This window comes from Flammeovirga sp. AWQ4_249 (assembly GCF_056161045.1).
This window is the reverse complement of the sequence record NZ_JBSWYJ010000058.1, coordinates 1-13,253: the sequence shown is the minus strand read 5'-3', so window position 1 is coordinate 13,253 and position 13,253 is coordinate 1. Positions and strand designations below refer to the sequence as shown.

Annotated in this window: 7 protein-coding genes and 1 pseudogene; 6 read left to right on the top strand and 2 right to left on the bottom strand. The window is 29.3% G+C overall.

The window, feature by feature from the left end; translation table 11 throughout:
* Positions 1–135: 135 nt before the first annotated feature.
* A complete protein-coding gene (locus ACXAHM_RS24025; RefSeq protein ID WP_474966055.1) occupies positions 136–1,287 on the top strand; it encodes a BamA/TamA family outer membrane protein in 1,152 nt (383 codons plus the stop codon).
* On the opposite strand, the gene ACXAHM_RS24020 is transcribed toward ACXAHM_RS24025, so the two are convergent.
* A complete protein-coding gene (locus tag ACXAHM_RS24020; RefSeq protein ID WP_474966051.1) occupies positions 1,284–1,580 on the bottom strand; it encodes a helix-turn-helix transcriptional regulator in 297 nt (98 codons plus the stop codon). The two genes, ACXAHM_RS24025 and ACXAHM_RS24020, sit on opposite strands and share 4 nt — an antisense overlap.
* A gap of 538 nt (positions 1,581–2,118) precedes the next feature.
* On the opposite strand from ACXAHM_RS24020, the gene ACXAHM_RS24015 reads away from it, so the two are divergent.
* From ACXAHM_RS24015 to ACXAHM_RS24000, 4 genes are all read left to right on the top strand, one after another.
* On the top strand, positions 2,119–3,765 hold the full coding sequence (locus ACXAHM_RS24015) for a hypothetical protein (protein WP_474966048.1): 1,647 nt from the start codon (positions 2,119–2,121) through the stop codon (positions 3,763–3,765).
* A gap of 135 nt (positions 3,766–3,900) precedes the next feature.
* Entirely contained in the window at positions 3,901–8,670 is a 4,770-nt protein-coding gene (locus ACXAHM_RS24010; protein ID WP_474966044.1) for a carboxypeptidase-like regulatory domain-containing protein, read from the top strand.
* 18 nt (positions 8,671–8,688) lie between these two features.
* Entirely contained in the window at positions 8,689–9,825 is a 1,137-nt protein-coding gene (locus ACXAHM_RS24005) for an alpha-2-macroglobulin family protein (RefSeq protein ID WP_474966040.1), read from the top strand.
* 182 nt (positions 9,826–10,007) lie between these two features.
* Positions 10,008–10,439, top strand: coding sequence for a hypothetical protein (locus tag ACXAHM_RS24000; RefSeq protein WP_474966037.1), 432 nt, complete (start codon positions 10,008–10,010; stop codon positions 10,437–10,439).
* A 69-nt stretch (positions 10,440–10,508) separates the two neighbouring features.
* Here ACXAHM_RS24000 and ACXAHM_RS23995 read toward each other — a convergent pair whose 3' ends face one another.
* Positions 10,509–11,495, bottom strand: coding sequence for an alpha/beta hydrolase (locus tag ACXAHM_RS23995; protein ID WP_474966034.1), 987 nt, complete (start codon positions 11,493–11,495; stop codon positions 10,509–10,511).
* A 444-nt stretch (positions 11,496–11,939) separates the two neighbouring features.
* Here ACXAHM_RS23995 and ACXAHM_RS23990 point away from each other — a divergent pair.
* Positions 11,940–12,932: pseudogene (locus ACXAHM_RS23990) on the top strand (AbiH family protein).
* Positions 12,933–13,253: the final 321 nt, after the last annotated feature.

The following is a 13,253-nucleotide window of genomic DNA, read 5'->3' as shown; positions in this document are numbered from 1 at the left end:
TTGTCTAGCTTTTTTTGTGTATTGATTTTTAGAATGAAATGATATAAAGATCAAAAGGAGAATAGACAAGGTCATCCAATATTTTAGTAAAATGTAATACTTAGCAAAGACACAAGACCCTATTTCTTTTTAAAAATGAAAATAAGCCCATTACTTATTGCAATACTATTTCTTTTAGGTGGATCTATTTATGCTCAAAATGAAGCAGAGTCAGAAGAAACAACGGATGAAATAAAAGTACCAAGTGATACCACAAAATTAATTCCTAAGGATAGAAACTTTCAATTTGTACCTTTTCCTAAAATTCAGAATAACCAAGTCTTTGGTTGGGGTGGGGGGATAAATCTTGTTGGGTTATATAAACTTAATCCAAAAGATACTGTAGCGTCTGTAAGTATGACGGCGATTCAACCCTGTTACTTTCAAAATGGTACGTATTGGGTTGCTTTTTACCAGAAGTATCATTTCAATGAAGACAAGCATATTGTGACTTTATTGCTTTATACCTCTAATTTCAATTATCAATTTTATACAGAAGATTTTGTCCCAGCAGATGTTGTGGATCCACATTATGAAGATTATGTTGGCTTAGGATATTCTGCAATGCTTCGGTATACAAAAAAATTAACCAAAGGATTTTATTTGGGTGTACATGCTAAAATGAACAGGAAAAAATTGACTTTTGAGAATGACCTTTTGGATGATTATATCTCAATGGATGGGAAAAATGAATTTGATGAAGTTGGCTTAGGTTTAACGGTGAATTATGATACTCGTGACCATGGATTAAATGCTTCGGAGGGTTTATATGTTTATGTTCATCATTTTACATATAGTGATAAACTAGGAGGTGATGTTAATTTCACTTCTATCGATTCAGAAATCGCCTATTATTTTAAACCACTAAAAAAAGTAATTGTTGCATCTAAAGCCACAATCAATACAAGAATTGGTGATAATATTCCATTTACTGATCAAGCTATTATGGGGTTCGGTGGAGAATATAAAATGGATTTAAGAGGTTACAATAAAGGGCAGTATAGAGGCAATCAATTTTATTGTTTTCAAACTGAAATACGATACAATATTTATAAAAAACTTTCTGTGAATGGTTTTGGAGGGGTTGGAACAGTATTCTCGGAAGATACAGAAAAACCCGTATTGCCAGCAGGCGGCTTAGGAGTTCGTTATTTAGCTTCTGAAAAATATAATTTTGTAGTAGGAGTAGACTATGCTTGGGGTAAGGATGATAATGGTATTTATTTCCAAATAGGTCAGGCTTTTTAGTTTTGCTTATAAAATTTCTCTCTGAAAGCATGAGGAGTAATCCCCATTTGTTTTTTAAAGACTTTTGAGAAATGATTGGTATTGGAGAATCCTGTTTTTTCTGCTATTAATTCTAAAGAAATTTCATGATTTAGTAATAAATGTTGAGCATGATTTATTTTTAATTGTATTAGAAATTGATGAGGAGTAGAAACAAACACTTCTTTGAAACAATGGTGTAATTTAGCCTTACTAATCCCAAAATGTAAACATAAGTTCTCAACTTGTAATGGAGCAGCTAGATTTTCATTCATATAATTCTGAATTTCCATCATCAGTGCAGCATCTCTTGGGTGAATAGTACTAACACTTTGATCTTTATCTTTTTTATAGAGTTCATATAAGAATAAAGTGGTAATGCAAGATTAAAAGGATCTACTTTATCACCAATAAAATCAGGTGTTCAAGATGACCTATTCCCAATTTATGAACACAATGATTTTTAAAAGATAATTACTAAAAACAACTATTTCTATTGACTAAGCCTTTCTTGTATTGGAAAGGTTTAGTTTCTTATTTAGGTAGTTGTCAAACTATTTATATTTAATCTATGATTAAAATCATATAGTGTATAGTGTTGCGTGTTAGTATTATGGTTAAGTGTTGTTTAGTTAGATTTTTTTTTAAAATAAAAATCTCTTTTCTTTGATAATAATGAAAATTGTACATTGTTTTTAAGTAAAGTTCAATCTATTCCAATTATTTAATTCTTCCAAAATACTCTTCAAATTTAAGTATTGTATAACGATGTACATAATTTTTTATTCATGATTAAATTCAAACTTTTTATTTATGAAATATTTTTACAAACTATTATCAATAGCATCTTTGTGTGCTTTTTTTTGGTCTTGTTCTTCTAATGAAGACAGTGTTATTCAAATTCCAAATGCATCTGATATTACATTATCTGTAGGTGATAATATAGACTTTTTAAGAGGGACTGCAGTTGTAGATTTAACTGTTTCTAATGCATCAGGATTCTCATTTTCATTGGAAAATATAAAGGTTTCTTCTGGAGCTACTGTTGTTGATGCAGATGCTGAAGTCAATGGAAATACAATGACGCTCTCTTTTGATTCGAAAGAATTTGAAGATGGAGTACAATTATTCACTTTTACAGGAAATATAGTAGGAGCAGATGATTTATCGGAAAATGCACTATCGTATGATTTTGAAGTGGAAGTCGATAATTATTTACCTCCATATTACTATGAACCTGGGTATGTTGGCTCGTTAGATTATGTTCACTATGAAACTGGATCTGTAGAAGAAAACAACTTAAGATTAGTAGAATATTCTAATCATAGTATATATGTTTATTTTACGGACGCTAATAAGAATAGAATATCAGATGTCTATAATGTCAATGACCTTACAGAAGAATTAAAGGTCAGTATTCCGGAAGAGAATAGAGAAAGAGAATTTTATAAAGTAGAAGTAATTGCCCATGACTTTGACAATATTGCTCTATCAAATGGTATTGAAGAGTTATTTAGAAGAAAAAACCTTTCATTTTATAAAGTAAATTCAACTGATGCTGATTTGACTTCTTATTTAGTAGAAGAAGAGGAGGAAGAAGAAGAAGAAATTGAATATAAGACAATCTATTTTGCTAGTGTAGATTATGGTTCTTTAAAGTATTATAGAACATCTAATTTTAAATCTTTGCCTTCTCCGAGTGAAAATATCAAACTCTTTTACGAGCATAAGGTAAGAGCTACATTAGATCCGAGCAACCGTGCTTTAGATTATGTAACATTCTATACACAAAACAGAGATCGAGGAGTTTCATGTATTTCAAGTTTATATAATGATGGAGATACAGTATTTCTTACTGTTGCAGATATGAAACAATATATTACTTTGAAAAGTACAATTGAAAACTATCAGTTTAATGCTGTATTTGAACAAGATGGTGTAGACTATTTCCATCGTCACGTTTTAAGACTTTTCTCTAATAGTACTTTTGTTTATTTTTTCTATAATATAAAAGACCATTCGCCTAAAGCATATGGTACAACCTTTACAGACACTAACAATAATACAACAACAAAATATACATCTAATGCTCAAAGTATTTCTGCCGTGACAATAAAAGATGTTTCAGGACACTCTTCTACTTTTGATAACAACACATTTTCTTTAACAAATACAGACTTCTTAGCGGATGATGATTTGATTACAGTTGATGCGATTATCGATGGTGCGGAAAATGAAGATAATAGAATTGTAGAGCCAACAATTCGCTATTCAACTACGGCTACTAATGAAGTTAATTTTGATTTTTCAGGAGGGATTGATGCAGATAATATTCTGAATGGAACTTTTGATAATATTGGAAATACCGTCAATATCAATACTGTGAGAACTACTTATGAAAGTAACAAACACAAGTACGAAGAAGGATATTTCAAAGTAACTGTTGAAGACAATTTATAGTCTATAGATAAAAATTTTTTTTAGCCCATTCAAAAATTGAGTGGGCTTTTTTATTTATTATGTATGACAATTATCGGAGGTTTAGTATATTTAGATGACTCTAAATTAAATTGCAAAGCAAACTAAATTTTAAAAATGACAAAGACTTCTATACTTACTTACATACTTTTATTATTGTCATCTTCTCTATTTTCTCAAGATGTATTGAAAAGTCAAAGAGGTAGTTCTAATACTTATATTTATAAAATTTCAAATGCAGAAGCAGCAGATATTTATGAATATGATGGATATTCAATGAATAAGAGTTATTTCCATTCTCTTGTAGATTCGATAGATAGAGAAGATGAAATCCATGAAAAGAATTTACCTACTGGACATTACTTATTGACTTATGCAGAAAACAATAAACAAGTCGTAGAGTATTATGCCGTTGAAAATGTTGATGTATTCTTTTTTAATAACGATACAGATTTAGCCGTTCAAGTTTATAATTTAAAAGGAGAGGTTATCGAAGACGCAAAAGTCAAGATGAATAATAAAAAACTCTCATTTGACACAAAGACAAAAACTTATTTAGATAAAAAATCAAATAGAGAAGGTCTGATATCTGTAGAATATGAAGGCCATATTTCTTATACAAATACACAAAAAAAGTATAAAAACTCAGCTTTTAATAGAGGTTTTAGAAAAGTAGTTTACGGAACACCTCTAAAGTATGTATATGCTCCAATTAATTATGTAATTTCTTTACCTATTGATGGATATAAATCAATAAAAAGAAGCTATGCAACGGGCTCAATTTATAGGACTAAACATTTTGCTATTAAAACATTTGATGATTTTAGATGTCTTTTTGATGAGTTTTATTGTGATGGTTATTATCAAGAGATAAAGGATAAGCATAATGGTTATTTAGTATTTAACAAGCCAAAGTATAAACCGAATGATACAGTAAAGTTTAAAGCATATATCGTTAATGAAAAGTCTGGTAAACCTTACAGTAAAGATGTAGATGTATTTATTTCAAGATATTCTATTGAGAAAAAAATAACGACCATTTCACCTTATAATTCAGGCGGGTATACTTATGAATTTTTGCTTGCAGACTCATTGGAGATGAAGTTAGATTATTACTATAATGTTGTTTTAAAAGATAAAAAAGGGAGAACAATTATCAGCCAATCATTTTCTTATGAAGAGTATGAACTAGGGAAAACAAAGCTGGAAATTTCAACGGATAATGATATACATTATAAGGGAGAAGATTTAAAGTTAACGATTAAAGCTACTGATGAGAATGATCTCTATCTGATGGATGCAAATGCTGAGGTATTTCTTTCTTTTGAGTCAATTGATACGGTTTATGACGATTATACTTTCGTACCGAATACATTATTAACCATCAAAAAAGATTTAGCAACCAATGGTGATACTGAAATAATACTTTCCGATAGTTTATTTCCAAAAGTAGAAATGAATTATAAGATTAACGTAATTATGCGAACTTCAGATAATGAAGTATCAAAAGAAGAAAAAGAGATTTCTTATAAAATTAAAGAAGAAAAAATAGGATTTGAATTACAGAAAGATTCTCTTTTGATCAAATATCAATTGAATGGAAAAGACCAATCAGAGTTAGGGGAAGTTTATGGAATAGATGCTTTTGGAAATACTACATTTATTGCAGAATCTACACTTCCATATCAATTGAAAATCAATCCTTATTATGATACCTATTTTGTGAAAGTGGGTGATTTTTATGAAGATAAAAAAGTCGATAACTTATCGAGTGGTATTCAAGTGTATACTCAAAGAGATCAAGATTCTATAAAAATTAATGTAAAAAACCCTTCAGATATTCCTTTTAATTATAATTTTTATCAACTAAACACAGAGAAAGAAAAAGGGTTTACAAAAACATTAGCTATAACAAGAGAAGCAAAAAACCATAAGAACTACTATTTCACAGTCAATTATGTTTGGGGAGGTGAAGTAAAAAAAGAAACCTATCTAATTGGCCTGAATGAGGAACAATTGAATATTAAAGTCAAAACACCAAAAATTGTCACACCGGGTGCTACCTCTACATTTGAAATAGAAGTGACAGACTATAAAAATAACCCTGTCGAAGGCGTTGATATTACTGCATATGGTATCACTAATAAATTTGAACATGTACAAAAAAAACCACCTTTATTAAAGAAAAAGAAACGAAATAAAACACTTATCAATTCTTTTGATGAAGGTTCAATGAAAAATAAGGTTAATAAAATAGATCTAAATTATACAGAATGGAAGACATTAGCGAGTTTAGATACAATACCTTATTATAATTTCTTGTATCCTGAAAATGGAATTTTTAAGACTGAAATTTCAACAGAAGATAGTATTACTCAGTTTATTCCTTATGTGGTATATAAAGGAAAAGTTCAGCCTATTCAAGTTGTGTCTATTAATGATGTTCCTCGATATTTTGGATGGACACAAAGATATCAACCTGCAGCTATCCGTACATTTCCTGGAAAAGTAAGTTTAAAAATAAGAACCACAAATGCTGAAATTGAGATTAAAGATTTTGAATTTCAAAAAGGGATGAAAACAATTTTTAGTATTGATAAAGAGGTTCAGAGTAATGAAAATATTAGTGTAAAAGAAATGCCTTTTGTCATCACTGATCATGAAATAAATTTATGGTCAAAATATACTTTAGTTTATTCAAACAATTTTAAGACTATTGCTTTTTTAGAAAATAACGATAACTATTTTTTACTTAATGATAAACCGAAAACTCATTCTTATACTAGTTTTGTAGGGCCAATATATGGGAAAGCCTCACTAAATGTACTAGAAAGCTATGATCAAAGCTTTAATTTTGAGCCTTCTTACAAATACTTTTTCTCTGAAAAAATGATGAAAATGAAAGATTATACATTTGGGAAGAAGTCATTTTTCACAGACAATACTTCAATTGATTTTGATAGTGAAGTTTTGACCGAACAAAAAATTAAACAGCAATGGAAAAACTTTTTGGAAGAAGAAAGAAGGAAAAAAGCAATCTATTTTAATCCTAAAAAAACGTATGAAGGACGAGGAGAGTTAATTGCTGAAATAGAATCAAAAAATAAACTAGAAGATCTTCCTTTAAATACTTTATTGATGAAGTTGGATGATGGGGATTTTATTAGAGTTTACCAAGGACAAAATAAAAGGTTTCATGACTTGGATAGTGGTTATTATCAGTTGATTTATTTTTATTCTGATAAAAAATATTTTGTGAAAGATTCTGTTAGAGTAGATATCAATGGTACAAATTATCTCAAAATAGAACAGCCAACGAAATTTAGCCATGATGAATTTGGTAAATCAGTATCTGATCTTATTGAAAGATCTATTTATGGTAATAAAAAAGGGTTTTACGATGTAATTGAAGACTATCAGAATATAAAAAATAATTATACGAAACAGTTTACTTACAAAGGAGCAGGAGATATTATATCAGGAGTAGTTTTGGAAAATGAAGAACTTATACCTGGTGTTACTGTAAGTGTTGTAGGAACAAACTTAGGTACTATAACTGACTTAGATGGTCAGTTTTCATTAAAAATACCAGAAGGAAAAGATCTGCTAAAGTTTTCATCTATTGGTTATAAAGAGCAAATAGTAGCTGTTGAAGGGAATTTTATCGAAGTACATTTAGATCAAGAACATTTAAAATTAGAAGAAGTAGTAGTAATTGGGTATGCGGTACAAACTAAAAAAGCTTTAACTGCTTCTGTTAGTACTGTGGAGGTATTAAAAGGACGAGTGGCAGGAGTTAATGTAAGAGGAGTACCAGGTGCATCTTCAAACATTGTAATAAGAGGAAATAATAGTATTTCATCTGGAGAATCTTTGGTTGTCATTAATGGGAAAATTTACGAAGGGGACATGGCATCAATAGATAAGAATTTGATACAAAGTATGGAAGTTCTAAAAGATGCATCTGCCACTGCTATTTATGGTTCAAGAGGAGTAAATGGCGTAATTTTGATTAACCTTTCAGAGAAAGAAGTATATAAGTTAGGGCTTAAATTAGGTGCTCAAGCTGAAATGAATGATTCCTTTTTAAAGCAAGCAAAAGGTAAGAAATCTTTAAGGACAAATTTTGATGATGCTGCTTTTTGGGAACCTTCTTTAACAACTAATGCAGAAGGAAAAGTAATATTTGAAGCCACATTTCCAGATGACATCACAAAATGGGATACTTTCTTTTTGGCCATGAATGGAAAAAAACAATCAGGAATGACACAAGAAAGCATTAAATCGTATATGCCTTTAGCAGGACAACTTTCCATGCCTCGTTTTGTGAATGCTTCAGATACTGTACAAAGTATTGGTAAAGCATTAAATTATCTTGGGGATTCTCTGCAAACAAAAATTACATATACTCTAGATGGACATAATGAATGGACAAAAGATATTACGATAAAAGATGTTCATATTGATACATTAACCTTTTCATCTAATCAAGATAGTCTTTCAATTCAATATATGGTAGAAAGTGAAAGTGGATTTTTTGATGGAGAAGAAAAAAAATTACCTGTTTATCCTTTAGGTATTGAACTTGCCAAAGGGACTTTTGATGTTTTGGAAAATGATACTTCATTTAATGTATCAAGTAGTGAGGGAATATCTCAAATATACGCAAGTGCAAATTATCAAGGAATTCTAGAAAATGAAATTGAACATGTGATTGGGTACAGATATTTATGTAACGAACAATTGGCTTCAAAACTAAATGCTCATCTTGCATCTTATACGATTAGTCAAAAGAATGGAGATAAATATAAACATGAAAATGCTATTAAAAAGTTGATTAGGAAACTTGATGATTCAAAAAATAATAATGCTTTATGGGGATGGTGATCTGGAAATACTACAACTATGTGGATCTCAAATTATGTTTTCGAAGCTTTATTAAATGCAAAAAAATCGGGTTTTAAGGTGAACTTAGAAAAAGAAGATATAAGCTTGTATTTGGATAAATATGAAAATGCACAAATAGAATTAACCTCATATGAAAAGTTGCATTTCATCAAACTATACCAAATGATAGATGATTTTGACAATAGTGCTCGCTTGTTAGTAAGTCTAAAGAAGACTACAGGAAGCTTACATTATAAACTAGAGAAGGAAAGATTAAAACAGATTCAAGGTTTCGAAACAAATATAAGCTTTATTGATTCTTGTAGAAAAGAGACAATGTTCGGAAATGTCTACTTTGAAGAAGTGAAAGATCCAAGTATATGGAGAAATCAAATTACAGAGAATACCATTCAAAATACGCTATTAGTGTATCAAATTTTCAAAAATGATTCTACAAAAAATCATGATGAAGACTTAAAGAAAATGAGAAATTATCTGTTGGAAAAAAGAACAGATGGCTACTGGGAAAATACATACACATCAGCAAAAATTATAGCGACTATCATCGGTGATATTCTGGATGAAAATGATGAATTAATATACCCTGAATTAGAAATTAAGGGGAGTATCCAAAAAACAATCACTGATTTCCCTATGAGTCTAACGTTACAAAAAGGTGAAGAAATCTCAATTCAAAAGAAAGGAAACTTCCCTATATATTTTACACAATATGAAAAATATTGGGAGAGTAATCCAACAGCTAGAACAGAAGATTTTGAGGTGACTTCTTACTTTAGTAATAGTGAAAATAATACCTTAATTGCAGGAGAAGAAGTAGAACTAATCGTAGAAGTAAATGTAAAAAAAGCATCAGATTACGTCATGGTCAATGTTCCTATTCCAGCAGGGTGTTCCTATGCTTCCAAAAAGAAGGGTAACTACTATGAAGTACATCGAGAGTATTATAAAAATGAAACGGCTATTTTCTGTAAAAAATTAAAAGAAGGTCATTATACCTTTAAAGTGAAATTATTACCGAGATACTCAGGAGTCTATCATATCAACCCAGCAAAAGCAGAGTTAATGTATTTCCCAACATTCTATGGAAATAATCAACTAAGGAAGATCAATATTGATACAACAAAAGTACAATAATCAGAAAAGGAACATCATTCAAGGTGTTCCTTTTTTTTTTTTATCATAAAATTCTTTAATTTATTTTAATATTACTAATAACGTATTTGTGTAAATGAAAAGGGATTACTTTTTGTATTTTTATTAATTAGAACTCTTAGAGACCTATTTATTTTTTACAGATTCATTATAAACTATACGATATGAAGAAAATACTTTTTGTACTCTTATTATTTTGTGGTACTTCGCTACTGACCAACGCTCAAGGAAAAAAACACCATCATCATGATCACCACCATGGGCATAAGAAAAAGAAAAAACATCATCACGATCATCATTGTCATCATCATCATCATGACTATACATATGTGATTGTAGATAACCCTTATGAGCAAGCACACTTAGATATGAATACAATTTCTATCAATGTGAAGTTATCAAAAGCTCAAAAATCAAAAATTGAACAGGCATATTTGAACTTTTATCTTACACTAAACAAGTACAATAATTTAGGAGAAAAGGAAAGAAAGAAAAAATGCTCTGATTTGGAGAAAAAGCGAGAAGATAATATACATAATATATTGAATCAAAATCAATTTAACTTATATGCAAGTTTTATAAAGACTTGGAATTAATGTAAAAAGGCTTTAGCATAAATAAAAAATGCTAAAGCCTTTTTTCTGAGTAATTCAATTACTTAATGTTTATTTCACAGAGTTCTCAACAATTAATCCTTGTTGTTCTACAATAAATTGATAAGATAATTTCCCTAAATTTTCACCATCTACTGTAGCTTTCCAAGCACCATGACCTGCTCCTTTTAAAGGAAATAATTTAGCCGATAGACCATTCTCATCATATATTTTTTTGAGTTTTTCTGCTTCACTAAAAGGAGTGTTTTTATTTTGGTCTTGTGTACCATGAAGAATTAATAACGAAGGATCTTTACTATCAAATCTATTTTTACCATCTAATCTTTCTAGAACATCAACAACTGCTTTTGTTCCCCAAAGGTCAATAATGGTTTTTACTTTATACTCTTCTTTCAGGTGTGTAGTTGATAAGGTCGGGTCTGTTTCTATACTAATTTCATCTCTGTAATCTTCAAGATTAGAAATTCCCAACCCTATAGCTGTTAATGCACCAGCAGAACTTCCACCTACAGTAATGTAATCCGTATTGATATGATATTGTTCATTGTTGGCAATTACCCATCGCATCGCTGCTTTTGCATCACGTAAGGCAGGGTATACAGCCAATGCTTGCCCTCTCACCTTTTGAGGATATTTTTTAGCAATATTCACCCAATTTTGAGGAACTGTCCCTATATCTTTCATTACTCTATAATCCGCAGAAATAAATACCCATCCTCTAGAAGCAAAATACTTTCCCATATTCGCAATGTGTACCATTTTACGAGAACCACTTTTAAAACCTCCACCATGAAAAAATAGATAGACAGGTCGATTATTATCATTATTTACAGGGGCATATACATCCAATTTAAGAGGAATTGTTTGAGCATTTTTACTATTTAAAGTTTCATGACTTAAGCCTTTAGCGTATATAATACCTTCTGTGATTTCAACTTTATAAGTAGACTCAGGTTTTACGGTTGGAATCTTATTTTCCCCTTTAAATGATACTAACATCACAAAGGAAAAAGAAAGTAAGTAGAATAATTTATTCATAAATATTTTTAGTTAGATATAAACAACTTGAATAAAGATATTAGAAGGAATGTTAGTTTGGTAATTTATTCAATGAAGGAAGAAAAAGTAAACTATTATTTCAAAAATATGAAGATTCTAATTTGGACATAAAAAAAGGCATTGCTAAGTAATTGAAGCCATAGCAATGCCCATATTAATCTAACAAGGATTAATACTTATGACAAAGGAACGCATTTATTTTTAATAAATAGCACATTTTAGAAATTCAATTTATAATAATCCTAAATTGTGGAATTCTATAAGTAAAAATTAGCCTTGATGAGCATTACCTCAATTTTTTAATTTCTTCAATACTTAAATTAGTAACCTTAGAAATATCCTCTAGAGGTAAATTCATTTCTTTTTGTTGTCTGCCATAAAGTTAATCGTTACGCAATGAATAATTAGTTGTGAGTAAGTTAAATGATAAGTTTTAATATAAAAATAGATATTAGTGAGTTTATAGTGAATATTTTTTGCAGTTTTATAGAAACTAATTCTAATAAAATGAAGGATAGAGAAGTTAAGAATAGAATAATAATTATAGGAAATGGTTTTGATGTTGCACATGGAATAAAATCTACATATAAGGATTTTATTCATTTTTTATTATTACCAGAAAATAAAGGATCAGTAGTAGATGAAAATAAATTTCTGAAACATATTATTTCAAAACAACTTGAAGGTTGGGTGGATATTGAAGAAGAGTACTTTAAAGCATTAAAAGGTGAAATAATTACCAAAATTAACGGTTTTTAACAAGATAAATTCAATAATAAACGGAAGTTGAATAATGAACTTGATGAAGTAAGAGATTTACTTAATGATTATTTAGTTTATGAATATAGAAAATCAAAACCTTCTAAAAATGATCATATAAATGATGTGATTCATAGAACTTATGATCAATTAGAGAACCTCCTTTCTAAGGAAATTGGTATATATATTATTAATCTTAATTATACAAACACAGCAAGTTTATATTTAGAAAAAAGGGAAAATAGAGACCTTGTATATCTTCATGGATATCTAAATGGTATTGAATCTTATAAACCTCTTTTTGGTTATGGAGATGAAGAAAGTGATAGTTATAAAAATTTAGAGAGAACAGGAGATAATGATTTACTTAAGAATATTAAATCGATTAAATATCAGGAAAATGAAAATTTAGCTAAGGTTTATGATTGGTTAGATAAGGATATATTTGAAGTAGTAATTATGGGGTTATCATGTGGTTTCTCTGATAGAACGTTATTAAAAGAAATTTTTAATCATAAGAATTGTGAGAAAATATTCCCTAATTATTATGGTAATGATTCTTTTAACAGAGTAGCAAATATTTCAAGATGTTTTACAGATAAAGAAAAGTTTAGAAGAAGAGTTGCAAATAAAAATGAGTGTAAAAAATTTTATTAGAAATTCTATAATTGAAAGCATACCCTCTAAGTCTACGATAATTCGGCCTTGAAGAAAAAAGCGTCATAATTTAATGTAATGAACCGTTAAAAATGATTTTCTTGTTTGAGCGATAGCGAGTTTAAAATCATTTAGGTGAATGGAGTGAAATTTAGCTTTTTACTTCACAGCCTTGAATTTTTGCTTCGTTTTGTTTCAAGACAAAATGAAGAAGAAAGATTTTTTGAAAGTGACACTTTCCTGTAAAGTGTGTAAGTTCTTTTTGGATAGGGTTAAGTTTTAGAACTTGACTCTATCTCCAAATATAATTAAAAATTGATT